This is a genomic window from Rhodococcus aetherivorans, from assembly GCF_011058165.1.
Lineage (GTDB): Bacteria > Actinomycetota > Actinomycetes > Mycobacteriales > Mycobacteriaceae > Rhodococcus > Rhodococcus aetherivorans.
The window spans coordinates 1-23983 of the sequence record NZ_JAALEG010000054.1; the positions used below are offsets into that span (position 1 = coordinate 1).

Sequence of the window (23983 nt, forward strand, 5' to 3'; positions counted from 1 at the left end):
GCGGCGTGACCCCCAACGCCCGGCTAGACGACGGCCTCGAAGGACCATAGTGGCACGGCGTCGACGGGCGACCACCACACCATTTTCACCCCGGAACGGGCGTCCCGACAGGGACATATTGGCTAGACGACGGAAGCCGCCCGGTCCGAGGGACGGGGCGGCTTCCGGAGCAGAGCTTGCGTTCTACCTCAGAGTCCGTTGGCGACCTTGGCCAGGGCGGACTTCTTGTTGGCGGCCTGGTTGGCGTGGATCACGCCCTTGCTGGCAGCCTTGTCGAGCTTGCGGCTGGTGGAGACGAGGAGCTCGGTGGCCTTGTCCTTGTCACCGGCGGCCGCGGCCTCGCGGAAGGAACGGATCGCCGTGCGCAGCGAGGACTTGACCGACTGGTTGCGGAGTCGGTTGCGCTCGTTGGTGCGGATCCGCTTCACCTGGGACTTGATGTTGGCCACGCGTAAAATCCTGTCGTCTTGCTGGTAGTTGGTCGGAAAGCTCTGGGCGCACTACGGCACCGACGGACCACGATACCAGCGGCCTGTCGCAAACCCCAAACCGGGCGCCGGAACCGCCGGTGGTGACGGGCAGGTGACAAGCGGGTTTCCGGCACTGCACAGCCCGGCATCCTGTAGCAGGATTTCGGGCATGAGCAGCCGAACAACCGTCGCCCGACCCCCCGACCGCTCCCGCTCGCGCAGGCGTTCCGACGGGGTGTTCGACGGCTATCGCGACGTGCCCGGCTACACGCTCGCGTTCGACGAGATGTTCGACGAGACCGGTGGGGTGCGAGCCCCCTACCGGCGGCTGCACCAACGGTTCGTCTCCACCGGCGCCGACGAGCTCGCGGCGCGCACCGAGGCCCTCGGCCGCGCCTTCACCGACCAGGGCGTCACCTTCTCCCTGTCCGGACAGGAGCGGCCCTTCCCGCTCGACCTGATGCCCCGGGTCATCGCGGCGGCGGAGTGGGCCCGCCTCGAACGGGGCATCACCCAGCGGGTGAAGGCGCTCGAGATGTTCCTCGACGATGTCTACCGCGAGCAGCACATCCTCCGCGACCGCGTCATCCCCAAGCGGCTGGTGACCTCGTGCGAGCACTTCCACCGCGAGGCCGTCGGCATCGTCCCGCCCAACGGCGTCCGGATCCACGTCGCGGGCATCGACCTGATCCGCGACGAGAACGGCACGTTCCGGGTCCTCGAGGACAATCTGCGCTCGCCGTCCGGGGTGTCGTACGTCATGGAGAACCGGCGGGTGATGGCCCGGATCGCCCCGGACCTGTTCCGCGAGCACCGGGTGCGTCCCGTCGGCGACTACGCCTCGCACCTGCTGCGGGCGCTGCGGGCGGCCGCCGCGCTCAACGCCGCCGACCCGACCGTGGTGGTGCTGACCCCCGGCGTGGCCAACTCCGCGTATTTCGAGCACTCCCTGCTGGCCCGGCAGATGGGTGTCGAACTCGTCGAGGGCCGGGACCTGTTCTGTCGTGACAACGCGGTCTACATGCGCACCACCGAAGGCGAACGGCAGGTCGACGTGATCTACCGCCGGATCGACGACGCCTTCCTCGATCCGATGCAGTTCCGTCCCGACTCCGTGCTCGGCGTCGCCGGCATCCTCAACGCCGCCCGCGCCGGCAACGTCGTGATCTCGAGCGCCGTCGGCAACGGTGTCGGCGACGACAAGCTCGTCTACACCTACGTCCCCGAGATCATCGACTACTACCTCGGCGAGAAGCCGCTGTTGCCCAACGTCGACACGCTGCGCTGCTGGCTGGACGAGGAATGCGAGGAGGTGCTCGACCGTCTCGACGAACTCGTGATCAAGCCGGTGGAAGGCTCCGGCGGGTACGGCATCGTGTTCGGTCCCGACGCCTCGCCCGCCGAGCTGAAGACCATGACCCGCAAGATCCGCAACGACCCGCGCAGCTGGATCGCCCAGCCCGTCGTGCAGTTGTCCACCGTTCCCACCCGGGTGGGGGACCGGCTCGCGCCGCGTCACGTGGACCTGCGGCCCTTCGCCGTCAACGACGGGGAGGAGGTGTGGGTGCTGCCCGGCGGTCTCACGCGCGTCGCGCTGCCCGAAGGGTCGCTCGTGGTGAACTCGAGCCAGGGCGGCGGCAGCAAGGACACGTGGGTGCTCGCCGCGCGCAGTTCCGGGGAGGAACGAGAACTCGGCGGCGCCCAGGTGGTCGACCGGCCGGCGCACGGCGCGCAGGTCGAGCACGGACCCGACATCGGCGGCCCACAACAGCAACAGCAACAACAGCAGCAGCAGAGCGGGCTCGGGGGTGGGCGCTGATGCTGGCCCGCAATGCCGAGTCCCTGTTCTGGATCGGCCGCTACGTCGAACGCGCCGACGACACCGCCCGCATCATGGACGTCGCGGTGCACCAGCTGCTCGAGGACTCCACGGTCGACCCCGACCGCACCTGCCGGCAGCTGCTGCGGGTACTCGGATTCGCCGAGCCGCCGGGCGTGCTGGACGTGTCCACCGTGGTCGACCTGATCGCGTTCGACCGGCAGGGGCAGGGGTCGATCGTCGATTCCGTCGCGCACGCGCGCGAGAACGCCCGCGGCGCCCGCGAGGTCACCTCCAGCGAGATGTGGGAGTGCCTGAACGCCACCTACAACGGTCTCGCCGAGCGCAAGCGGGCCGCCCAGCGGCTCGGACCGCACGAGTTCTTCCGGTACGTCGAGGAGCGTGCGGCGATGTTCGCGGGCCTGGCGGACTCGACGCTCAGCCGCGACGACGGCTATCGCTTCCTGCTGCTGGGCCGGTCCATCGAACGCGTCGACATGGTGGTACGGCTGCTGCTCTCCCGGGCGGGCGACCGCCCGGGCTCGCCGACGTGGGCGACGGTCCTGCGGTCGGTCGGTGGTCACGACACCTACCTGCGCACCTACCGCGGTGCCCTCGACGCGAGCCTGGTGCTCGAATTCATGCTGCTGGACCGGCTGTTCCCGCGGTCGGTGTTCTTCGCCATCAGCGAGGCCGAGCGGTGCCTCGGTGCGCTCGACCGGCATCCGCACAGCCGGATCGGTGCCCGGGACGAGGCGCAACGTCTGCTCGGCCGTGCCCGCAGCGAACTCGAGTTCCTCGCCCCCGGACGGCTGCTCGAGGATCTGCAGACGCGCCTGCAGTCGCTGCAGGAGATGTGCCGGCAGGTCGGCGAGGCGATCGCGCTGCAGTACTTCCACGCAGCGCCGTGGGTGGCCTGGACCGATGCCGGCGCGGCACAGGGGGAGACGATCGTGGAGGGTGAGTTGTGACCTGGCGGATGCGAGTGGTCCACAAGACGGGGTACGCGTACGACGCGCCGGTCACCTCGTCGTACAACGAGGTACGGCTCACGCCCCGCGCGGACAGCCGGCAGACCGTCGTGCTCAACCGGGTCGAGACCACCCCGGCGACACGGTCGTACCGGTACGTCGACTACTGGGGCACGGCGGTGACCGCGTTCGACCTGCACGCGCCGCACACCTCGCTGGAGGTGACCGGACTGTCGGTGGTGGAGACCGAGGAGACCGCGGTGCCCGACGAGGCGATCGGATGGGACGAACTGCGCAGCGAGGAGAACCGGGACCGCTACGACGAGGTGCTGCTGCCGTCGCGGTACGTGCCGGCCGATCGCGGTCTCGCCAGGGTCGCCCGGCAGATCGCCAAGGGTGCCGATCCGGTGGCCGCGGTGCTGGCCGCGGCGCAGTGGGTGCACGACGAGATGTCCTACGTCCCCGGCACGACGGGGGTGCACACCTCGGCCGTGCAGGCCTTCGAGGAACGCGAGGGGGTCTGCCAGGACTATGCGCACCTGACGCTGCTCCTGCTGCGCGGCATGGGAATTCCCAGCCGGTACGTGTCGGGTTACCTGCATCCGACGGCCGCTGCCCCCGTCGGGGCGACCGTCGCGGGGGAGTCGCACGCGTGGGTCGAGGCCTGGACCGGTTCGTGGTGGGGTTACGACCCGACCAACGCCACGGTCGTCGGTGAACAGCACGTGTCCGTCGGTACCGGCCGGGACTACGCGGACGTGCCGCCGCTGAAGGGCATCTACTCCGGCGGCGGTTCGACGGCACTCGACGTTGTTGTGGAGGTCACCCGGCTTGCGTAGTGTCCGCTGTGTCTTGTTGCGGTAGTGCTGTGCGGCCTGTGAGCCCGTCTTCGACCCGCGGTGCTCGCCAGTGCCGAAGTTCGACACATCGGATCCGGTCCCGCGGGACCGCACGACGCGAGGTGGGCGCATGACGAACGAACGCGAGACGGGCCACGAGGGCCGGGCGGCGGACCGGGCACCCGGGGCCGCCGAGCACGAGACCGAGCACGAGACCGCGCTCGAGGCCGTGGAGAAGGACGAATTCTCGGACGCCAAGAAGTACGCCGCGGAGGCGATCGGCACGTTCGTGCTGGTCTTCTCCGCGGTCGGCACGGCGGTGTTCGCCGGGGACAAGGTCGGCAATCTCGGCGTCGCGCTGGCGTTCGGGCTGACCCTGCTGTTCCTCGTCTACGCCATCGGGCCGATCTCCGGATGCCATGTGAACCCGGCGGTGACGGTCGGCCAGCTCGCGATCGGCCAGGTCACCCTCAAGCGGGCGGTGTTCTACGTCGTGGCCCAGGTCCTCGGCGGCCTCGTCGCGGGCGTGACGATCTACTCGGTGGCGCAGTCGCTGCCCACCTACGACCGGGCCGCGCAGGGGCTCGGCGCCAACGGCTGGGGCCCGCACAGCCCGTCGGCGGTGGAGGGCCCGCTCGGCGGTGTGCTCGTCGAGGGTTACGGGATCGGGGCGACCATGGTCGTCGAGGTGCTGCTGACCGCGCTGCTGGTGTTCGTGGTGCTCGCCGCGACGGACCAGGCCTCGGACGTCCTGCTGGCCGGGGTGTCGATCGGATTCACCCTGGCGGTGATCCACCTGGTCTCGATCCCGATCGACAACACCTCGGTCAATCCGGCGCGGAGCATCGCGGTCGCGCCGTACCAGGACGGCGCGCTCGGACAGCTCTGGCTGTTCATCCTGTTCCCGCTGATCGGCGGCGCCCTCGGGGCGCTGGTCTACCGGTCGCTGTTCGGGCGGTTCGCCGGATTGCGGCCGTCCACGGCGCGGGTGGCGGGCGCCCGCCGGCGGTAAGGCGAGGGCCGGCTACTGCCAGCCGTACTCGGCGCGAAGGCGCGTGGCGACCTGCTCGAACCGGGCCCGGTCGAGCACCGCGCCTTCGCGCCGGATGCCTTCCTCGGGCACGTCCAGCACGCGGTCCAGGCGGACCCAGCTGGGCCGGCTGCCCGCGTCCCAGCTGCCGTTGCCCAGGGCCAGCCAGTCGCGGTGACCGTCCCGGTCGTTGTTCGACGACAGCATCAGGCCGAGCAGGGTGCCACCGTTGCGTCCGACGACGAGCACGGGCCGGTCCTTGCCCTGGGTCGCGTCCTCCTCGTAGGCCACCCACGTCCACACGATCTCGCCGGGGTCCGCGCGGCCGTCGAGGTCGGGGGCGTAGGCGATCCGCCGGGCGCGCTGCGCGGTGGGAGCGGTGTGGGAGGTCACCGGGCGGCCGGGCTTCGGGACCGGCCGGGCGGTGTCGGCGGCACCGGAGCCGAGCGCGGTCCGGGCCCGGTCGAGGGCGCCGGAGCGCTGCACCTGCTCGAGCAATCGCGGTCCCTGCTCGACCGCGAGCCGTCCCAGTTGCCTGCCCAGTTTCTTCCATGTGCCAGCCACGTCGGCGAGCTTAGCGGCGTGCGGGGCCGCGCAGGTGCGGCCGCGGGACCGGACCCGCCGCGACTTGGATATTCTGCAGGGGTGACCGCGTCCCGCCAGGGCCGCTGCCCGTCCGAGTCAGGAGCCCGACATCAGCACCTTCGCCGACACCACGTTCACGGACCCCGCGAAGATCCGGAACTTCTGCATCATCGCGCACATCGACCACGGCAAGTCGACGCTCGCGGACCGCATGCTGCAGCTCACCGGTGTGGTCGAGGAGCGCCAGATGCGGGCCCAGTACCTCGACCGGATGGACATCGAGCGCGAGCGCGGGATCACCATCAAGGCCCAGAACGTGCGGCTGCCGTGGCAGGTCGACGGCGAGGACTACGTGATGCACCTCATCGACACGCCCGGGCACGTGGACTTCACGTACGAGGTCTCCCGTGCGCTCGAGGCATGCGAGGGCGCGGTGCTCCTCGTCGACGCCGCCCAGGGCATCGAGGCGCAGACCCTCGCGAACCTCTACCTCGCTCTCGACAAGGATCTGACGGTCATCCCGGTCCTGAACAAGATCGATCTGCCCGCGGCCGACCCGGACCGCTACGCCGCCGAGCTCGCCCACATCGTCGGCTGCGAGCCCGAGGACGTGCTGCGCGTGTCGGGCAAGACCGGCGTGGGCGTGCCGGAACTGCTCGACGAGGTGATCCGGCAGGTGCCGCCGCCGGTCGGCGACCCCGACGCGCCGGCCCGCGCGATGATCTTCGACTCGGTGTACGACACCTACCGCGGCGTCGTCACGTACGTGCGTGTGGTCGACGGCAAGATCGTGCCCCGCGAGAAGATCAAGATGATGTCCACCGGCGCCACCCACGAGCTGCTCGAGGTGGGCATCGTCTCGCCCGAGCCGAAGGCCACCGCCGGTCTCGGCGTCGGCGAGGTCGGCTATCTCATCACCGGCGTGAAGGACGTGCGCCAGTCGAAGGTCGGCGACACCGTCACCTCTGCCCGCGGCGGCGCCGCCGAGCCGCTCACCGGCTACCGCGAGCCCCGCCCGATGGTCTACTCCGGCCTGTACCCGGTGGACGGGTCGGACTACCCCGTCCTGCGCGACGCTCTCGACAAGTTGCAGCTCAACGACGCCGCGCTCACCTACGAACCCGAGACGTCGGTGGCTCTGGGCTTCGGATTCCGGTGCGGCTTCCTCGGCCTGCTGCACATGGAGATCACCCGGGAGCGGCTCGAGCGCGAGTTCGGCCTCGACCTGATCTCCACCGCCCCCAACGTGGTCTACCGCGTGGTGCTCGAGGGCGGGCAGGAGCACATCGTCACCAACCCGTCGGACTGGCCCGAGGGCAAGGCCCGCGAAATCTACGAGCCGATCGTCAAGTGCACGATCATCTCCCCGAGCGAGTTCATCGGTTCGATCATGGAACTGTGCCAGTCGCGGCGCGGCGAGCTCGGCGGCATGGACTATCTGTCCGAGACCCGCGTCGAGCTGCGCTACACCCTGCCGATGGCCGAGATCATCTTCGACTTCTTCGACTCGCTGAAGTCCCGCACCCGCGGCTACGCCAGCCTCGACTACGAGGAGGCCGGCGAGCAGGAAGCCGCGCTGGTGAAGGTGGACATCCTGTTGCAGGGTGAGGCCGTCGACGCGTTCAGTGCGATCGTCCACAAGGACGCGGCGGCCGCGTACGGCAACAAGATGACCACCAAACTCAAGGAGCTCATCCCGCGGCAACAGTTCGAGGTCCCGGTGCAGGCGGCGATCGGGTCGAAGATCATCGCCCGGGAGAACATCCGCGCGATCCGCAAGGACGTGCTCGCCAAGTGCTACGGCGGCGACATCAGCCGCAAACGCAAGCTGCTCGAGAAGCAGAAGGAGGGCAAGAAGCGGATGAAGACGATCGGCCGGGTGGACGTTCCGCAGGAGGCGTTCGTGGCCGCGCTCTCGTCCGAGGCGTCTGCCGACAAGCCGAAGGGGAAGTAGCCCACCGTGCTCGAGACCTGGCTCACGCGCACCCTGGGCATCACCGTCCCGCTGCTCGGCGCCCCGATGGGAGGCCGCGCCGGCGGCCGGCTGGCCGGCGAGGTGACCCGCGCGGGGGGCCTCGGTCTGATCGGAGCCGCGCGTTACAACACCCCGCAATGGCTGGCGGCCGAGTCGGCGGTGGCCCGCGAACTCGGCGGCGGGCTGCTCGGTTTCGGCCTGATGACGTGGTCGCTGGCCGCCGACGACAGTCTTCTCGACGCGGTGCTGGCCGAACGGCCCCGGGTGGTGTCGCTGTCCTTCGGCGATCCGGCGCCCTATGTGCCGCGCGTGCACGCGGCGGGCGCCCTGGCGATCTCCCAGATCAACACGATCGAGGACCTGCGGATCGTCGAGGCCGCCGGGGTCGACGCGGTCGTCGCGCAGGGACACGAGGCCGGCGGGCACACCGGCCGCATCGGGACGCTGCCGCTCCTGCAGGAGGTGCTCGAATCGACGTCGCTGCCGGTGCTCGCCGCCGGCGGCATCGCGTCCGGACGGGGACTGGCCGCGGTGCTCGCGGCCGGCGCCGAGGGCGCGCTCGTCGGCACCGCGTTGCTGGCGAGCCCCGAGACGGTCGGCCCGGAGTATGCCCGGGACAGGCTCGTCGCGGCGAGCAGCACCGACACCGTCTACACCGACGTCTTCGACCGGGCCCGGCACCAGCCGTGGCCGGCGCGGTGGGGCGGCCGGGCCCTGACGAACGACTACACCGCCGAGTGGCACGGGCGCGGCGCCGACGAGGAGACCCTCGCCGCCGCGTACGACGGCAACGACCCCCGGCTCGGCGTGGTCTACGCGGGCGAGGCGGCCGGACTCGTGCGGGAACAGCGGCCCGCCGGCGAGATCGTCCGCGACATCGCGACCCGCGCGGAGGAACTGCTGCGCCGCTTCGGGTAGCGGGTCAGGGCGCCGGACGCGCGGGCAGGAACTCCCCGGCCGCGATCTGTTCCTCCGCCCGGATCACGTGCACGACCGCGTTGATCTGCGCCAGGTGGGTGAAGGCCTGGGGGAAGTTGCCCAGGTGCCGGCCCGAGCGCGGGTCGATCTCCTCGGCGTAGAGCTTGAGCGGGCTGGCGTAGCCGAGGAGTCGTTCGCACAGGGTGCGGGCCCGTTCCACCTCGCCGATCTCCACCAGGGCGGAGACCAGCCAGAACGAGCAGATCGTGAAGCTGCCCTCCTCGCCGGTCAATCCGTCGTCGGTGGAGTCCACCCGGTACCGCAGGACCAGGCCGTCCTCGGTCAGTTCGTCCTCGATCGCCAGGACCGTCGCCCGCACCCGCGGGTCGTCGGCCGGCAGGAACCGCAGCAGCACGACCAGCAGCGCGGACGCGTCCAGGGAGGGATGACCGTAGCGCTGGGTGAACACCCCGCGCTCGTCGACGCCGTGGGCGAGAATGTCCGCCTTGATCTCGTCGGCGACGGCGTCCCACCGCGCGGCGTGGTCCGGGCGGCCCTGCATGCGCGCCAGTCGCGCGCCGCGATCGAGGGCGACCCAGCACATCACCTTGGACGAGGTGAAATGCTGCGGCTCTCCCCGGACCTCCCAGATGCCGCGATCGGGCAGGCGCCAGTGGTCCTCGGCCTGGCCGACGAGCCGCTGCACGGCCGGCCAGAAGGTCTGGGGCATGTGCCGGCGGGTCCTCGCGTGCAGGTACACCGAGTCGAGCATGGCGCCCCAGATGTCGTGCTGCGTTTGGTGATAAGCATCGTTGCCGATCCGCACCGGACGGGCCCCGTCGTAGCCGCACAGGTGGTCGAGCTGCGATTCGGTGAGCACGCGCTCCCCACCCACGCCGTACATCACCTGCAGCGGCTGCAACCGGCCGTCCTCGCTGCGGGAGGCGTCGGAGATGAACGCGAAGAACGCGTCGGCCTCCCGGTCGAGGCCGAGGGTGTACAGGCCCCACAGTGCGAACGTGGAATCCCGCACCCACGCGTAGCGGTAGTCCCAGTTCCGTTCTCCGCCAGGCGTTTCCGGAAGAGACGTGGTGGCCGCCGCGAGCAGGGCGCCGGTCGGTGCGTAGGTCAGGCCCTTGAGGGTCAGGGCGCTGGCCTGCAGGTAACTCCGCCAGGGGTGATCGGGGAAACGGCCCGTGGTGATCCACTCGCGCCAGAAGTCGGCCGTCTCCGCCATTTTCGCGGCGGCTTCCTCGAACGTGGCGGGACACTGCACATCCGACCACGACAGCGCGACGAACGCCTTGTCGCCCTTGACCATCCGGGTGCGTGCCCGAGCCTCGCCGCCCTCGAGCCCGAGCCGGAGGTCGGTGGTGAGCCGTAGTTCGGGATGCTCGCCGGGTTCGCCGCCGGTGCAGAACGCGGTGGCCTCCTCGTACACCTTGCCCGTGTACTCCCAGCGCACCGGGGCGCGGTGGTAGTCGAACGCCGGCGCGCAACTGACGTCGAGTTCCACCGTCCCGCTCACGCAGCGGACGGTGCGCAGCAGAATGTGCTCGGCGTCCCAGTCCGTCGGCGTCCGGGTGTGAGTGCGCGATCGTTCCTGGACGGCGTGCCAGGGCCCCATCACCAGCGCGTCCCGCACCACCATCCATCCCGTCTCGGTCTGCCACGTGGTCTCGAGGATCAGTCCGCCGGGCAGATACCGGCGTGCAGCGGGCACGGTGCGGTCGTGCGGTCCGACACGGAAGTACCCGGCGCTGCGGTCGAGAATCGCCCCGAACACGCTGGGCGAGTCGGGCCGGGGCAGGCACATCCATTCCACCGCCCCGTTGCGCGCGATGAGGCATGTCGTTTCGCAGTCCGACAGGAACGCGTAGTCGTCGATCGGCGGGTACGGGCTGCGGTGTGGCGGGTGGGAATGCGCGGAGGAGATCCCGGACCCCGGAAACGTCTGTGCCATCACCTCATGATCCCGGCACCCGGCCGTCGGCGTCCACCGAAACGGCGACGACTAGGGTGGGGGCGTGGATCGGGTGGCATCGTGGTGGGACGGCTTCGAGTTGTGGCTGGCCGGCCTTCCCTTCGTCCCGCAGGTCGCGCTGGTGCTGGTCGTCATGGTGCCGTTGTGCGCCGGCGTGGCCTGGCTGCTCGACCGCGCCCTCGCGGGCGTGCTCGCGGCCGTCGGACGCAGAGAGCCGGCCGCGTCCGAACGGAAGACGGAGGATCGCTGACATGCCACGCTCGCGCGTGACCCTGGCCCTGCTGGCCCTGCTCGTTCTCGTCGTCGTGGCCTGGCTGCTGACCCGCTGACCCTGCGCCGGAGGTACGTCGTGAAATCTCGTCCGGGCCGGCGCGTCGCGGCGCTCGCCTCGATCGCGGCCGTCGTGCTCACCGCGTGTTCGGCCGGCTCCGGCGATCGCGGCGACGCGGCCGAGGCCGCCTCCGGGCCCACCGTCGACCTGTACGCCCACGAGGGTGCCCGGGCGGCGCTGGACACGGTGATCGCCGCGTTCGGCGCCACCGAGGCCGGCGAGGACGTCCGGTTCGACGTCGCGTCCGGTCCGTCCGCGCAGCAGGCCGTCGCCGTCGTGGACGGCGCCTCGGCCGATTTCGTCACCTTCGCATCGGTGCCGGACCTGACCGGCCTCGTCGACGCGGGACTCGTCGACCCGGACTGGAACGCGGGAGCGTACCGGGGAGTCCCGTACGGGTCCGTCGTCACGATGGTCGTGCGGGAGGGCAATCCGCGGGGTGTGGCGGGCTGGGACGATCTGCTCGCGCCCGGTCTCGAGGTGATCACCCCCGACCCGTCGGCCTCCGGTGCGGCGAAGCTGAACCTGCTCGCCGCGTACGCCGCGACGAGCGACGGCGGTGCCGATCCGCAGGCGGGGCTGGACTACCTCGCCGCGCTCGTCGGTGACCACGTCGAAACCTCGCCCGCGAGCGGCGAAGAGGCCGTGGAGGCGTTCGTGCAGGGTGCCGGCGACGTGCTGCTCCTCTCGGAACAGGAGGCGTTGCGGCTCGAGCGCGACGGCGCCGCCGTCCGGCGTGTCCCCCTGACCACCACTCTCCGGATCGACAGCCCCGCCGCGGTGATCGACAACGCACCCGACGTGCGGGCGGCCCAGGAGTTCAACGACTTCCTCTACACCGGGGAGGCGCAACGGCTGTGGGCGGCGGCCGGATTCCGGCCCGCCGACCCGGGTGCCGCACGCGAGTTCGCCGACGACTTCCCGGCTCCCGAAAGACTGTGGACCGTCGAGGATCTCGGTGGCTGGAGCACGGTCGACGCCGAGCTGTTCCGGCCCGGTACCGGCAGCATCGCCGTGATCTACGCCGGCGCGGCGAACTAGGGCGACGGAGCCGGGGATCCGCGCGCCCTGCGGACTGCTGCGCTCGAAATTCCTTGCGCGACCGGAGGTCACGGCCGCATGCGTCACTCGCGGCAGATGAGTACCGGGCAGCGGGAGTGATGGAGCAGGCCCTGGCCGGTGGAGCCGAGCAGAGCCGACGCGATCGTGCTGCGACCGTGGCTGCCCACCGCGACGAGTTGCGCGTCGATGGAACGCTCGATGAGGGCCACCATCGCGCCGCGGCGCTCGAGCTCCGTCCGCAGCTCGACGTCGGGATACCGCTCGCGCCAGCCGGCCAGGCTCTCCGCGAGGTCGGCGACCTTCTGCTCCGCGTACGTCGTCCAGTCGACGAAGCGGGCGGACTCGTCGTAGCCCCGCAGGGTCGACTGCTCGGTCCATGCGTGCACGGCGATCAGCGGTACGCCGAGGAACGACGCGAACTCGAACGCATGCTCGATGGCAGCGTTGCTCAACGCGCTGCCGTCGACGCCGACGACGACCGGCCGGGTGTCCACCTCCTCGTGATCGCCCTCGCCCCGCCACGCCACGACCGGGCAACGGGCGTGGTTGGCGACGCGGACGACGTCGGAGCCGGCGAACATCGAGCGCAGTTCGCCGGTCGTGGTCCGGCCCACCACCAGCAGGCGGGCGGTCTTCGACAGTTCGACGAGGGTCTTCGCCGGCGGTCCCGGCCGGCTGCTGCATTCGACCGTCACGTCCGTGCGGCCGTCGAGCGCCGCCCGGCGGGCGCGTTCGAGCAGCCGTTCGCTGTCGGCCTGCAGGAGCTTGGCGAACTCCTCCTTGGATCTGCCGCCGGTCGCGCTCGGCGCATCGGGCAGCACGTTGACGAGGTGCAGCGGCTCGCGGAAGATCCGGGCGGCAGATGCGGCCCAGTGGGCCGCGGAGAACGAGCCGTCCGAACCGTCGATGCCGACTACGATCCCGTGCCGAATCGGTGCTGTGGCCATGACGATGCCTCCTTGCCTCGACTCCAGTCTGTCCCGATAGGACCGGCGTGCGCCAGAGGCAATCGGTGGTTGTCAGGCGATGTGGCGCGCGGCGGTCCCGGCGTGCACGAGCGACTGCCGGTAGCGCTCGTCGATCACGAGCCCGACGGAATCGGAGGCCGCGAGGGTGGTGGCGCAGCTGACCTCGGGGAACGCCGCCCGGGCGGCGGCGACGGCGCGGTCCCACAGCAGGCCGGGGGCGAGCATCCACGGCGCGAGCACGAGGGTGGTGGCGCCGGCGGCGCGCAGGGCCGCCAGGGCGTCGACGACGGTCGGTGCCGCGGCGGTGGCGAAGCACGTCCGGCCCCACGCCCACGACGTGCCCCGCAGCAGGCGCGGGGTGATCGCGTCGGTGGCGGCGTTGGCGTCGTGGCGGCGGGATCCGACCGCGCACAGCGCGACGCCCACCGTCGGGTCGGTCCGGGAGACACCGGTGGCGGCGATCGCCTCGCGGGCCGCCGCGACGAGACGGTCGTCGGCGCCGAGGACGTCCGCCTGGATCACGTCGAGAAGCGGGTGCCGGGCGCGGGCCTCGGCGAGCAGCGCGGGCAGATCCACGCGGGCGTGGAAGGCGCTGCCCAGCAGCAACGGGACCACCACCACGCGGCGGTGTCCCTCGGCGGCGACGGCGTCGACGACCTGCCCCACCGACGGGGTGTTCAGGTCCAGGAACGCAAGCCGCACGTCCCGGCCCGGGTGGCGTTCCCGCAGCGCCGCGAGCACGGCAGCCATGGCGCGCGCCGAGCGCGGGTCACGGCTGCCGTGCGCGACGGCGACGAGCGGGATCATGCGGGGACGCGGTCCCCGAGTTCGATCTCGGCGAGGCTGTTGCCCACCAGGCCCGCCGCGAGGGTGTTGCCGCCCGCGGGATCGATGAGCAGGAAGCTGCCCGTGCGCCGGTTGACCTTGTAGTCGTCGGCCGCGATGGGCTCGGCAACCCGGACGGTGATGCGGGCGATCTCGTTGAGCTCGAGCGACTCGGGGGTGGGAACCGAGGTCAGGGTCTGCTCGTCGAAGCGCTCCTCGAGCGTCCCGACGATCGCCTGCGTCGTGCGGGTGCCGTGCTTGAGCAGCAGCCGGGCACCGGGCCGCAGCGGCTTCTCCGCCAGCCAGCACACCGTCGCCTCGAACTGGCCGATCGGTTCCGGGGCGGCGGCCGGGGCGGCGATGACGTCGCCGCGGGAGACGTCCACGTCATCCGCGAGGATCAGCGTGACGCTGCGGCCGGCGTGCGCGACGTCGAGCTCGCCGTCGGCGGTGTCGATCCGCTCGATCGTGGTCCGGGTGCCCGCGGGCAGGATCACGACCTCGTCGCCGGGACGGACACTGCCCGCCGCGACCTGTCCGGCGTAGCCGCGGTAGTCCGGGAACTCGGCGGTGCGGGGCCGGATCACGTACTGGACCGGGAACCGCAGCCCGATCTCGTGACGGCCGTGGACGTCGGCGTCGACCGGGACGGACTCGAGGTGCTCGATGAGCGTCGGACCGTCGTAGTATGGCGTGTTCTCCGAACGGACCGCGACGTTGTCCCCGTGCAGGGCGGAGACCGGGATCTCCTGCACGTCCTCCGGGGACCAGCCGAGCGACCGGGTCAGGGCGTTGAACTGGTCGCAGATGTCGGCGAACACGCGCGCCGGGTCGTCGACCAGGTCGATCTTGTTGACCGCCAGGACGAGCTTGGGCACGCCGAGCAGCGCGAGGACGGCGGCGTGCTTGCGGGTCTGCGCGATCACGCCCTTGCGGGCGTCGACGAGCAGCACCACGAGCTGGGCGGTGGACGCACCCGAGACGGTGTTGCGGGTGTACTGCACGTGTCCCGGGGTGTCCGCGAGCACGAAGCTGCGCCGGGGTGTGGCGAAGTAGCGGTACGCGACGTCGATGGTGATGCCCTGTTCGCGCTCGGCGCGCAGGCCGTCGACGAGCAGGGACAGGTCGGGGGTGTCGAGACCCTTGTCGACCGAGGCGCGGGTGACCGCGTCGATCTGGTCGGCCAGCACGGACTTGGTGTCGTACAGCAGCCGGCCCACGAGGGTGGACTTGCCGTCGTCGACGCTACCGGCGGTGGCGAGTCGAAGGAGGTCGCTCATGATCAGAAATATCCCTCTCGCTTGCGGTCCTCCATGGCCGCTTCGGAAACGCGGTCGTCGCCGCGGGTCGCCCCGCGCTCGGTGAGCCGCGACGCGGCGACCTCGGCGAGGATCGCCTCGTTGTCGGCGGCCTCGGACAGGATCGCGCCGGTGGTGGAGCCGTCGCCGACCGTGCGGTAGCGCACCGACCGGACCTCGAGTTCCTCACCCTCGGCCGGGCCGCCCCAGACGCCGGGCGTCATCCACATGCCGTCGCGCCGGTACACCGGGCGCTGGTGGGCGTAGTAGATGCCGGCGAGTTCGACGTTGTCCCGGGCGATGTACCGCCAGATGTCGAGCTCGGTGAAGTTGCTCAGCGGGAAGACCCGCACGTGCTCGCCGGGGGCGTGCCGGCCGTTGTACAGGTTCCACAGCTCGGGCCGCTGCCGCTTGGGATCCCACTGGCCGAAGGCGTTGCGCAGCGAGAAGATCCGCTCCTTGGCGCGGGAGCGCTCCTCGTCGCGGCGGCCGCCGCCGAACACCGCGTCGAAGCGGTTCTCGGCGATGGCGTCGAGCAGCGGCACCGTCTGCAGCGGATTGCGGATCCCGTCGGGCCGCTCGGTGAGGCGGCCGTCGGCGAGGTAGTCCTCGACCTTCGCCACGTGCAGCCGCAGCCCGTACTTCTCGACGACGTGGTCGCGGAACTCGAGGACCTCGGGAAGGTTGTGCCCGGTGTCGACGTGCAGCAGCGCGAACGGCAGCGGCGCGGGCCAGAAGGCCTTGAGCGCCAGATGCAGCAGGACCGTCGAGTCCTTGCCGCCCGAGAACAGGATCACCGGGCGCTCGAATTCGCCGGCGACCTCGCGGAAGACGTGGATCGCTTCGGACTCGAGCGCGTCGAGGGTGTCGAACCTGTCGCCGTCCGACTTGCGCCGGGATTCGGAGAAATTCGTGTCGATGAGTGTCATGAGGCGTGCAACCCGCATTCGATCTTGGCTCGGCCGGCCCACCGTCCGCTGCGCGGATCGGCTCCGGGTAGTGGTTTGGCGGTGCAGGGGGCGCACCCGATGGACGGATAGCCCTCGTCGACCAGGGGATTGACGAGGATCCCGTGCTCGTCGATGTAGTTCTGCATGTCCTCGTCGGACCACGCGGCGATCGGGTTGATCTTCACCAGCCCGAAGGCATCGTCGAAGGAGATCAGCGGGGCGTTGGCCCGGGTGGGGGCCTCCACCCGGCGGATGCCGGTGACCCACGCCTGATAGCCCTTCAGGGTCTCCTTCAGCGGCACCACCTTCCGCAGGCGGCAGCACTCGTTGGGGTCCCGCGCGAACAGATCCTTGCCGAGCAGTGCGTCCTGCTCGGCCACCGTCTGCTGCGCCTTGGCCTCGACCAGGTTGACGCCGTACACCTGCGCCACGGCGTCACCGGTGCCGAGGGTCTCCGCGAAGTGGTAACCGGTGTCGAGGAACAGCACGTCCACGCCGGGATGCACCTGCGCCGCGAGGTGCACGAGCACCCCGTCCTGCATGTTCGACGCCACGATGTACGAGTCGCCGAAGTTCTCCTCGGTCCACTGCAGCAGTTCCCGCGCCGAGGCGCCGTCGAGAGTGGCCGCCCCCTGCGCGGCCAGCTCCCTCAGTTCCTCCGTTGTCCGTGTCGTGGTCACGTTCCGTCCTTCGATCGTCTGCTCCCCGGTCATCGCAAATCGGCCTCGTCCGCGCGCAGCACCCACTGCGAGAAGCGTTCTCCCGCAGTGCGGTGCTTGACGAAGTTGCGCACCACGCGCTCGATGTAGTCGCCCATCTCGGCGCTGGTCACCTTGTGCTGGCGCAGCTTGCGGCCGAACGCGGCATCCATGCCGAGCGTCCCGCCGAGGTGCACCTGGAAACCCTCCACCTGGTTGCCGTCCCCGTCGTCGACGAGCTGGCCCTTGAAGCCGATGTCGGCGACCTGGGAACGCGCGCACGAGTTGGGGCAGCCGTTGATGTTGATCGTCACCGGAACGTCCAGCTGGGCGTTGATGTCGGCGAGGCGCTGCTCGAGCTCGGGCACCAGCGCCTGCGAACGCTTGCGGGTCTCGACGAACGAGAGCTTGCAGAACTCGATGCCCGTGCAGGCCATCAGGTTCTTGCGCCACGGCGTCGGGTTCGCGGGCAGGCCCAGTTCGCCGAGGTCGGCGATCAGCTGATCTACCTTCTCGTCGGCGACGTCGAGCACGATGAGCTTCTGGTACGGCGTGAAGCGGATGCGATCGGATCCGGCCTTCTCGGCCGCGTCGGCGACGGCGGCGAGGATCGTGCCGGAGACCCGGCCCGCGATGGGGGCGACGCCGACCGCGTTGAGCCCGTTGCGCAGCTTCTGCACGCCCACGTGGTCGATCGGGCGCGCCGGCTTCTCCGGCGCGGGTCCGTCCAGCAGCGGCCGCTTCAGGTATTCCGTTTCGAGAACGTCCCGGAACTTCTCGACGCCCCAGTCCTTGATCAGGAACTTCAGCCGCGCCTTCGAGCGCAGGCGGCGGTAGCCGTAGTCGCGGAAGACCGACACGACGGCCTCCCACACGTCGGGCACCTCGGCGAGCGGGATCCACGCGCCGACCCGTTGCGCCAGCATCGGATTCGTCGACAGGCCGCCGCCGACCCACAGGTCGAAGCCGGGGCCGTGCTCGGGGTGGTTCACGCCGACGAACGCGACGTCGTTGATCTCGTGCACCACGTCCTGCTGACCGGAGATCGCGGTCTTGAACTTGCGCGGCAGGTTCGAGTACTTCGGGTCGCCGATGTAGCGGCGGACGATCTCCTCGACCGCCGGTGTGCCGTCGATGATCTCGTCGAGGGACTCGCCGGCGAGGGGGGAACCGAGCACCACGCGGGGGCAGTCGCCGCACGCCTCGGTGGTCTTCAGGCCGACGGATTCGAGACGGCGCCAGATCTCCGGGACGTTCTCGACCTCGATCCAGTGGTACTGGACGTTCTCGCGGTCCGACAGGTCGGCGGTGTCGCGAGCGAACTCGGTCGAGATCCCCGCGATCGTGCGCAACTGCGCGAGGTTCAGGGCGCCGCCGTCGCAGCGCACCCGCATCATGAAGTACTTCGCCTCGAGCAGATCGATGTTCTCGTCGCCGGTGTAGGTGCCGTCGTAGCCCTGTTCGCGCTGCGTGTACAGGCCCCACCAGCGGAAGCGGTTGCGCAGGTCGCTCCGGTCGATTCCGTCGAATCCCGTGTGCGCGTAGATGTCTTCGATGCGCCGGCGCACGTTGAGCGGGTTGTCGTCCTTCTTGACCTGCTCGTTGGGGTTGAGCGGCTCACGGTAGCCGAGGGCCCACTGGCCCTCCGCGCGCTGCTTGGCGGGCCGGGCCGGGCGGCGGCGGGCCGCGGCGGTTTCGGTCGTATCGCCGGCGGGGGAGACGTCGGTGGTCGACGACATACGGGTACTCCTGGAGTTCGCGAGGGACCGGATCGGGATCGGCAGGGCGGGCTGAGCCCGGCGCGGACATGCCTCGACCCGGCGGGAAGCGGGGGCTGCCGGGGGTGGGGCCGACTATCGACAGTCGGCGCAGAAACCGGCGGTGCAGGACAGACACCGCGATGCACAGACACGCTTGAGGTCGACGTGGCGTCGCGCCACGAGTCGCACTCCGGGTCCGGTCATGCGGACCATTGTGCCATGTCACGGGCCTGTTCTCGAAACGTGGCGGTATTTACGCCGAATTTCGGGGAAATGCCGAGGTGACAGCGCCGGGCCGGGGTGGCGTGTCCGGGCCGTGTCCGGGCGGCGGGCTCCGGTCGGCCTTCTGGAACACTGGGGGAGTGAGTGGAACCAATGTCGGAGTCGGAGCAGGGTTCGAATTGCCGGCCTCGGCCCTCGCCGGTGTCGGTTCCCGCCCGTTCGGCGTGTACGTGCACGTCCCGTTCTGCGCGAGCCGCTGCGGCTATTGCGACTTCAACACCTACACCGCCGGAGAGCTCGGCACGTCCGCGTCTCCGCAGTCGTGGCTCGAGGGGTTGCGCAGCGAGCTCGACATCGCGGCGCGACTGCTCGGCGCCCCGGCGGCGCAGACCGTCTTCGTCGGCGGTGGCACCCCGTCGCTGCTCGGTGCCGACGGCCTGTCGCAGGTGCTCGCGGCGGTCCGGTCGAGCTTCGGCCTCGCCCCGGGCGCGGAGGTGACGACGGAGTCCAACCCGGAATCGACGTCGCCGGAGTTCTTCGACGGCATCCGCGGGGCCGGTTACACCCGCGTGTCGCTGGGCATGCAGTCCGCCGCTCCGCACGTGCTCGCGGTGCTCGACCGCACGCACACCCCGGGCCGGGCCGTCGCGGCCGCGGGCGAGGCGCGGGCCGCCGGATTCGACCACGTCAACCTGGACCTGATCTACGGCACCCCCGGCGAGCGGGACGAGGACCTCGACGCGTCCCTCGACGCCGTGCTCGCTGCGGACGTCGATCATGTCTCGGCGTACGCGCTGATCGTCGAGGACGGCACCGCGCTCGCCCGCCGGGTGCGCAGGGGCGAACTGCCGGCCCCCGACGACGACGTGCTCGCGGCCCGCTACGAGCGCATCGACGCGCGGCTCGAGGCCGCCGGCCTGACCTGGTACGAGGTGTCGAACTGGGCGCGCGCCGGCGATCCGTCGGCGCGGTGCGCCCACAACCTCGGCTACTGGGACGGCGGCGACTGGTGGGGGGCCGGGCCGGGCGCGCACAGCCACGTCGGCGGCGTCCGCTGGTGGAACGTCAAGCACCCGGCGCGCTACGCGGACGCGCTCGCCGCCGGCGGGCTCCCGGTCGGGGGCAGCGAACTGCTCACCGCCGGCGACGTCCACACCGAACGGGTGATGCTCGAGGTGCGGCTGCGCACCGGCCTGCCGCTGGACGTGCTCGCCCCCGAGGAACGACGCGCCGCCGAGACCGTCGTCGCGGACGGCCTCGCCGACCTGCGCGCCGGCCGGCTGGTGCTCACCGATCGCGGCCGGCTCCTCGCCGACGCGGTGGTGCGCGCGATCCTGACCTGACCGCGCAGCCGCCCGGCGCCCTCACCGCGCAGCGGTGCGATGTCCTGACCGCGCAGCGGTGCGATGTCCTGACCGCGCAGCGGTGCGATGTCCCGACCGCGCAGCGGTGCGATGTCCCGGCCGCGCAGCGGTGCGATATCTACGCCTCGGTGGTGTCGGCGTCCGGGGCGTGAGGGAACAGGGCGTCGTAGTCGAACACTCGCGCATGCAGGACGGTGCGGTTGCGCAGCGCCGAGCGCACGGCCCGGTGCAGGCCGTCCTCGAGGTACAGCACACCCTTCCACTGGACCGCGTGCGGGAAGAGGTCGCCGTAGAAGGTGGAGTCCTCCGACAGCAGCCGGTCGAGCTCGAGCACCTTCGTGGTGGTGACGATCTGGTCGAGCCGCACCTGCCGGGGCGGGATCTGCGCCCAGTCGCGCAGCGAGAGCCCGTGGTCGGGATACGGCTTGCCGTCCCGGACGCCCTTGAAAATCATGGCACCAACTTACGACGCCTCGCCGGCGGGCGCCGTCCCGCTCGCCGTCCGGGACCGGCGACTAAACTGGAGCGAAACGGCACGCAGTGCACCGTCCTGCGGTGGTGCGTGCCGTTCCGGGTGCGACAGCAGAGACGGAGGTGGGCGGGATGTCGAGCACCGAGGAACGGCGCTTCCAGGTGTTGCGAGCGATCGTGGCCGATTACGTGTCCACCAAGGAACCCATCGGTTCGAAGACGCTCGTCGAGCGCCACAACCTGGGCGTATCCAGCGCGACGGTCCGCAACGACATGGCCGTGCTCGAGGCCGAGGGGTACATCACCCAGCCGCACACCAGCTCCGGCCGGGTTCCCACGGACAAGGGCTACCGCCAGTTCGTCGACCGGATCGCCGACGTCAAGCCCCTCTCGGGGGCCGAGCGCCGGGCGATCCTGCAGTTCCTCGAGTCGGGTGTGGACCTCGACGACGTGCTGCGGCGCGGCGTCCGGCTGCTGGCGCAGCTGACCCGGCAGGTGGCGGTGGTGCAGTACCCCACGCTGTCGGCTTCGTCGGTCCGCCACCTCGAGGTGGTCGCGTTGACCCCCGCCCGGTTGCTGCTGGTGCTCATCACCGACTCCGGCCGGGTGGACCAGCGCATCGTCGAGCTCGGTGACGTCCTCGGCGAGGAGGACCTGTCGCGGCTGCGGGACCTGCTCGGTGCCGCGCTGACCGGTAAGCGGCTCGCCGCGGCGTCGATCGCGGTGAGCGAGCTGGCCGAGGATGCGCCCGACGAGCTGCGCGATGCGGTCATCCGCTGCGCAACCGTGCTGGTGGAAACCCTCGTCGAGCATCCCGAGGAGCGGCTCGTGCTCGGCGGCACGGCGAACCTGACGCGTAACGTCGCCGACTTCGACCCGCACGCCGGCTTCCCCGGCTCGCTGCGTACCGTGCTCGAGGCGCTCGAGGAGCAGGTGGTGGTCCTCAAGCTGCTGGCGGCGACGCAGGACGCCGGCCGCGTGACGGTGCGGATCGGCGAGGAAACCCAGGTCGAGCAGATGCGCGGCACGTCCGTGGTGTCCACCGGGTACGGTGCCGCGGGCACCGTCTTCGGCGGCCTCGGTGTGCTCGGCCCCACCCGGATGGACTACCCGGGGACCATTGCGTCGGTGGCTGCGGTCGCCCGCTATATCGGTGAGGTACTCGGCGAACGCTGAGCGCCGGGCGGCGCGGACGGACCATCCGACGACACAACATCTGTGCGAATAGAGAAGGACGAAGAACTCACGTGGCACGGGACTACTACGGGACGCTCGGCGTGTCGAAGAACGCGACCGATCAGGAGATCAAGCGGGCGTATCGCAAGCTCGCGCGCGAGCACCACCCGGATGTGAACCCGGACGAGGCGGCGCAGAAGAGGTTCCAGGAGATCTCCACAGCGTACGAGGTGCTCTCCGACCCGGAGAAGCGGCGCATCGTCGACCTCGGCGGGGATCCGCTCGGGTCCGGGCCGGGGGCGGGCGGTGGCTTCTCCGGTGCCGGCTTCGGCGGCCTCGGCGACGTGTTCGAGGCGTTCTTCGGTGGCGGGGCCACCACGTCCCGCGGGCCCAGGGGCCGCGTCCAGCCCGGCGCGGACTCGCTGCTGCGCACCCGGCTGACGCTCGAGGAGTGCGCCACCGGTGTCAGCAAGCAGATCGCCGTGGAGACCGCGATCCTGTGCGACGGCTGCGCCGGGTCCGGTACCAACGGCGACTCCAAGCCCGTGCGCTGCGAGACGTGCGGCGGCGCCGGTGAGGTGCAGTCGGTGCAGCGCTCGTTCCTCGGCCAGGTGATGACCTCGCGGCCGTGCCCGACCTGCCGCGGCGCCGGCGAGACGATCCCGGACCCGTGCCGCAAGTGCGGCGGCGACGGCCGGGTGCGGGCCCGCCGCGAGATCACGGTCAAGGTGCCGGCCGGTGTCAGCAACGGCATGCGCATCCGGCTGGCCGCGCAGGGCGAGGTCGGCCCCGGCGGCGGCCCCGCCGGCGACCTGTACGTCGAGATCATCGAGCAGGCGCACGACGTGTTCGTGCGCGACGGCGACGACCTGCACTGCACGATCCGGATCCCGATGGTCGACGCGGCGCTGGGCACCACCGTCGTGCTCGACACCCTCATCGACGGACCCGCCGAGATCACCGTCGAACCCGGCACGCAGCCCGGGTCGGTGGCGGTGCTGCGGGGCCACGGCATGCCCAAACTGCGCTCCGGGGTGCGCGGGGATGTGCACGCCCACCTCGAGGTGGTGGTCCCGTCGAAGCTCGACGGCAAGCAGTCCAAGCTCCTCGAGGAGTTCCGTCGCAAGCGCGAGCACGAGGTGCCCGAGGTCGTCACCACCGGCTCGCAGCACGCCGGGGGCTTCTTCTCCCGGCTGCGCGACGCGTTCAGCGCGCGCTGAGGCTTGGGCGGTGGCCGCAACCCTGTTCTATCTCGATCCGCTGCCCGAGGCCGGGGCTGTCGCGGTCCTCGACGGCAAGGAGGGCCGCCATGCGGCGACGGTGCGGCGCATCGCGGTGGGTGAGCGCCTCGTCCTGTCGGACGGCCGCGGCCACGTCGCCGACGTGGAGGTGACGGCCACCGCGAAGGACCGGCTCGAGGCCCGCGTCCTGGCTCGGCGCGAGGTCCCCGCACCGCGCCCGTGGGTCACCGTGGTGCAGGCGTTGCCGAAGTCCGATCGTTCCGAACTGGCCGTGGAGCTGGCGACGGAGGCGGGTGCCGACGCGTTCGTGCCGTGGCAGGCCGCGCGGTGCGTCGCCCGCTGGGACGGGCCGAAGGCGGCCAAGGGCGTCGCGCGATGGCAGGCCGTCGCGGTGGCGGCCGCGAAACAGTCCCGGCGCGCCCACGTTCCCGAGGTGGCGCCGGTCCAGCGGACCGCGGGCGTCGCCGAGGCCGTGCGCGCGACCGTCGCCCGCGGGGGTGTCGCGGCGGTCCTGCACGAGTCGGCAACCGAACCGTTCGCCGCGCTGCCGCTGGCCGACGTCCCCGAGCTGATGCTCGTGGTCGGGCCGGAGGGCGGCGTCGACGACGCCGAGATCGCGGCGCTGACGGCCGCGGGGGCCCGGCCGGTGCTGCTCGGGCCGACGGTGCTGCGAACGTCCACCGCCGCGGCCGTCGCGCTCGGAGCGGTGGGAGTGCTCACCGCACGGTGGAGCGCCCGGCCCGTCGAATGACCCGGGAACCGGCTCCGGAACGCGTTCGGAGGCTTCCGGTTCCGGGTTTTCCTGGGGATCTCGCCGCGCGGACCGCGCTTCACGGGGCCCGGCGGTCGAGCCGTACGGCCAGGCCGTCGAGCGGCGCACCCAGGCCTAGCTCGAACAGGTGGTCGAGGTCGAAGTCGTAGCCCTCCGCGGAGAGTGCGACGAGTGACCGGGCGAACGTCGGGTAGCTGCCGGAGCCGACGATCGCCTCCAGCGCGGGAAGCTGGTCGTCCACATGAGCCCCTGCG

23 protein-coding genes are annotated in these 23983 nt (G+C 71.1%); 12 read left to right on the forward strand and 11 right to left on the reverse strand.

Annotated elements, in window-relative coordinates; genetic code table 11:
* Window positions 1-188: 188 nt before the first annotated feature.
* Complete coding sequence (rpsT, locus tag G6039_RS19410; RefSeq protein WP_003937021.1) at window positions 189-449, reverse strand: 30S ribosomal protein S20; 261 nt, start codon at window positions 447-449, stop codon at window positions 189-191.
* Between the two features lie 190 nt (window positions 450-639).
* Here rpsT and G6039_RS19415 point away from each other — a divergent pair, with 190 nt between their 5' ends.
* From G6039_RS19415 to G6039_RS19430, 4 genes are all read left to right on the forward strand, one after another.
* Window positions 640-2289 carry a circularly permuted type 2 ATP-grasp protein gene (locus tag G6039_RS19415; RefSeq protein ID WP_206531182.1) on the forward strand — a complete coding sequence of 550 codons (1650 nt, stop codon included), beginning with the start codon at window positions 640-642 and terminating at the stop codon, window positions 2287-2289.
* Window positions 2289-3260, forward strand: coding sequence for an alpha-E domain-containing protein (locus G6039_RS19420; RefSeq protein WP_006933787.1), 972 nt, complete (start codon window positions 2289-2291; stop codon window positions 3258-3260). Before G6039_RS19415 ends, G6039_RS19420 begins: the two co-directional genes overlap by 1 nt.
* A gap of 8 nt (window positions 3261-3268) precedes the next feature.
* Window positions 3269-4099, forward strand: a complete 831-nt coding sequence (locus G6039_RS19425; protein WP_029544370.1) for a transglutaminase family protein — start codon at window positions 3269-3271, stop codon at window positions 4097-4099.
* A 130-nt stretch (window positions 4100-4229) separates the two neighbouring features.
* Entirely contained in the window at window positions 4230-5111 is an 882-nt protein-coding gene (locus G6039_RS19430) for an aquaporin (RefSeq protein ID WP_029544368.1), read from the forward strand.
* Window positions 5112-5123: 12 nt separating this feature from the next.
* Here G6039_RS19430 and G6039_RS19435 read toward each other — a convergent pair whose 3' ends face one another.
* Window positions 5124-5693 carry a type II toxin-antitoxin system PemK/MazF family toxin gene (locus tag G6039_RS19435; protein WP_043801733.1) on the reverse strand — a complete coding sequence of 190 codons (570 nt, stop codon included), beginning with the start codon at window positions 5691-5693 and terminating at the stop codon, window positions 5124-5126.
* 187 nt (window positions 5694-5880) lie between these two features.
* Between G6039_RS19435 and lepA the strand changes: the two genes are divergently transcribed.
* Together lepA and G6039_RS19445 are read left to right on the forward strand one after the other, a co-directional pair.
* Complete coding sequence (gene lepA / locus G6039_RS19440) at window positions 5881-7668, forward strand: translation elongation factor 4 (protein ID WP_230304568.1); 1788 nt, start codon at window positions 5881-5883, stop codon at window positions 7666-7668.
* A gap of 6 nt (window positions 7669-7674) precedes the next feature.
* The gene (locus G6039_RS19445) at window positions 7675-8607 is read left to right on the forward strand and encodes an NAD(P)H-dependent flavin oxidoreductase (protein WP_043801736.1); all 933 of its coding nucleotides are present in this window, start codon (window positions 7675-7677) and stop codon (window positions 8605-8607) included.
* A gap of 4 nt (window positions 8608-8611) precedes the next feature.
* On the opposite strand, the gene G6039_RS19450 is transcribed toward G6039_RS19445, so the two are convergent.
* A complete protein-coding gene (locus tag G6039_RS19450; RefSeq protein WP_029544363.1) occupies window positions 8612-10570 on the reverse strand; it encodes a glycoside hydrolase family 15 protein in 1959 nt (652 codons plus the stop codon).
* Window positions 10571-10634: 64 nt separating this feature from the next.
* Between G6039_RS19450 and G6039_RS19455 the strand changes: the two genes are divergently transcribed.
* Window positions 10635-10841 carry a hypothetical protein gene (locus G6039_RS19455; protein ID WP_006933801.1) on the forward strand — a complete coding sequence of 69 codons (207 nt, stop codon included), beginning with the start codon at window positions 10635-10637 and terminating at the stop codon, window positions 10839-10841.
* Between the two features lie 99 nt (window positions 10842-10940).
* Entirely contained in the window at window positions 10941-11963 is a 1023-nt protein-coding gene (locus G6039_RS19460) for an extracellular solute-binding protein (RefSeq protein ID WP_043801740.1), read from the forward strand.
* An 83-nt stretch (window positions 11964-12046) separates the two neighbouring features.
* Here G6039_RS19460 and G6039_RS19465 read toward each other — a convergent pair whose 3' ends face one another.
* The 6 genes from G6039_RS19465 to G6039_RS19490 all read right to left on the reverse strand — a co-directional run bounded on the left by G6039_RS19465 (window position 12047) and on the right by G6039_RS19490 (window position 18462).
* Window positions 12047-12931: a universal stress protein gene (locus G6039_RS19465; RefSeq protein WP_029544359.1), complete on the reverse strand. Its 885-nt coding sequence runs from the start codon at window positions 12929-12931 to the stop codon at window positions 12047-12049.
* A gap of 72 nt (window positions 12932-13003) precedes the next feature.
* Window positions 13004-13759, reverse strand: coding sequence for a sirohydrochlorin chelatase (locus G6039_RS19470; protein WP_029544357.1), 756 nt, complete (start codon window positions 13757-13759; stop codon window positions 13004-13006).
* Complete coding sequence (locus tag G6039_RS19475) at window positions 13756-15057, reverse strand: sulfate adenylyltransferase subunit 1 (RefSeq protein WP_006933807.1); 1302 nt, start codon at window positions 15055-15057, stop codon at window positions 13756-13758. The genes G6039_RS19470 and G6039_RS19475 overlap by 4 nt, the downstream gene beginning before the upstream one ends.
* Window positions 15058-15059: 2 nt before the next feature.
* Complete coding sequence (gene cysD / locus G6039_RS19480; RefSeq protein WP_006933809.1) at window positions 15060-16004, reverse strand: sulfate adenylyltransferase subunit CysD; 945 nt, start codon at window positions 16002-16004, stop codon at window positions 15060-15062.
* Window positions 16001-16738 (reverse strand): phosphoadenylyl-sulfate reductase, encoded by a 738-nt coding sequence (locus tag G6039_RS19485; protein WP_029544355.1) that lies wholly within the window; start codon window positions 16736-16738, stop codon window positions 16001-16003. The genes cysD and G6039_RS19485 overlap by 4 nt, the downstream gene beginning before the upstream one ends.
* The gene (locus G6039_RS19490) at window positions 16735-18462 is read right to left on the reverse strand and encodes a nitrite/sulfite reductase (protein WP_006933822.1); all 1728 of its coding nucleotides are present in this window, start codon (window positions 18460-18462) and stop codon (window positions 16735-16737) included. Before G6039_RS19490 ends, G6039_RS19485 begins: the two co-directional genes overlap by 4 nt.
* 383 nt (window positions 18463-18845) lie before the next feature.
* On the opposite strand from G6039_RS19490, the gene hemW reads away from it, so the two are divergent.
* Window positions 18846-20048, forward strand: a complete 1203-nt coding sequence (hemW, locus tag G6039_RS19495) for a radical SAM family heme chaperone HemW (RefSeq protein WP_029544353.1) — start codon at window positions 18846-18848, stop codon at window positions 20046-20048.
* 139 nt (window positions 20049-20187) lie between these two features.
* Here hemW and G6039_RS19500 read toward each other — a convergent pair whose 3' ends face one another.
* Window positions 20188-20523: a type II toxin-antitoxin system VapB family antitoxin gene (locus G6039_RS19500; RefSeq protein ID WP_006933828.1), complete on the reverse strand. Its 336-nt coding sequence runs from the start codon at window positions 20521-20523 to the stop codon at window positions 20188-20190.
* A gap of 149 nt (window positions 20524-20672) precedes the next feature.
* Between G6039_RS19500 and hrcA the strand changes: the two genes are divergently transcribed.
* The 3 genes from hrcA to G6039_RS19515 all read left to right on the forward strand — a co-directional run bounded on the left by hrcA (window position 20673) and on the right by G6039_RS19515 (window position 23708).
* Window positions 20673-21716 carry a heat-inducible transcriptional repressor HrcA gene (hrcA, locus tag G6039_RS19505; RefSeq protein WP_029544351.1) on the forward strand — a complete coding sequence of 348 codons (1044 nt, stop codon included), beginning with the start codon at window positions 20673-20675 and terminating at the stop codon, window positions 21714-21716.
* 71 nt (window positions 21717-21787) lie between these two features.
* Window positions 21788-22936: a molecular chaperone DnaJ gene (gene dnaJ, locus G6039_RS19510; protein ID WP_006933832.1), complete on the forward strand. Its 1149-nt coding sequence runs from the start codon at window positions 21788-21790 to the stop codon at window positions 22934-22936.
* Window positions 22937-22946: 10 nt separating this feature from the next.
* Window positions 22947-23708, forward strand: a complete 762-nt coding sequence (locus tag G6039_RS19515) for a 16S rRNA (uracil(1498)-N(3))-methyltransferase (protein ID WP_029544348.1) — start codon at window positions 22947-22949, stop codon at window positions 23706-23708.
* A gap of 79 nt (window positions 23709-23787) precedes the next feature.
* Here G6039_RS19515 and G6039_RS19520 read toward each other — a convergent pair whose 3' ends face one another.
* Window positions 23788-23970, reverse strand: a complete 183-nt coding sequence (locus G6039_RS19520) for a hypothetical protein (RefSeq protein WP_029544346.1) — start codon at window positions 23968-23970, stop codon at window positions 23788-23790.
* Between the last annotated feature and the right edge of the window lie 13 nt (window positions 23971-23983).

What these genes read in the sequence shown, in the direction of transcription:
- G6039_RS19490 (WP_006933822.1), bottom strand. Translation starts at nt 18,462, where the DNA reads ATGTCGTCGACCACCGACGTCTCCCCCGCCGGCGATACGACCGAAACC.
- G6039_RS19475 (WP_006933807.1), bottom strand. Translation starts at nt 15,057, where the DNA reads ATGAGCGACCTCCTTCGACTCGCCACCGCCGGTAGCGTCGACGACGGC.
- G6039_RS19450 (WP_029544363.1), bottom strand. Translation starts at nt 10,570, where the DNA reads ATGGCACAGACGTTTCCGGGGTCCGGGATCTCCTCCGCGCATTCCCAC.
- G6039_RS19500 (WP_006933828.1), bottom strand. Translation starts at nt 20,523, where the DNA reads ATGATTTTCAAGGGCGTCCGGGACGGCAAGCCGTATCCCGACCACGGG.
- G6039_RS19415 (WP_206531182.1), top strand. Translation starts at nt 640, where the DNA reads ATGAGCAGCCGAACAACCGTCGCCCGACCCCCCGACCGCTCCCGCTCG.
- G6039_RS19465 (WP_029544359.1), bottom strand. Translation starts at nt 12,931, where the DNA reads ATGGCCACAGCACCGATTCGGCACGGGATCGTAGTCGGCATCGACGGT.
- G6039_RS19430 (WP_029544368.1), top strand. Translation starts at nt 4,230, where the DNA reads ATGACGAACGAACGCGAGACGGGCCACGAGGGCCGGGCGGCGGACCGG.
- G6039_RS19425 (WP_029544370.1), top strand. Translation starts at nt 3,269, where the DNA reads ATGCGAGTGGTCCACAAGACGGGGTACGCGTACGACGCGCCGGTCACC.
- G6039_RS19470 (WP_029544357.1), bottom strand. Translation starts at nt 13,759, where the DNA reads ATGATCCCGCTCGTCGCCGTCGCGCACGGCAGCCGTGACCCGCGCTCG.
- G6039_RS19485 (WP_029544355.1), bottom strand. Translation starts at nt 16,738, where the DNA reads ATGACCGGGGAGCAGACGATCGAAGGACGGAACGTGACCACGACACGG.
- cysD (WP_006933809.1), bottom strand. Translation starts at nt 16,004, where the DNA reads ATGACACTCATCGACACGAATTTCTCCGAATCCCGGCGCAAGTCGGAC.
- hrcA (WP_029544351.1), top strand. Translation starts at nt 20,673, where the DNA reads ATGTCGAGCACCGAGGAACGGCGCTTCCAGGTGTTGCGAGCGATCGTG.
- G6039_RS19420 (WP_006933787.1), top strand. Translation starts at nt 2,289, where the DNA reads ATGCTGGCCCGCAATGCCGAGTCCCTGTTCTGGATCGGCCGCTACGTC.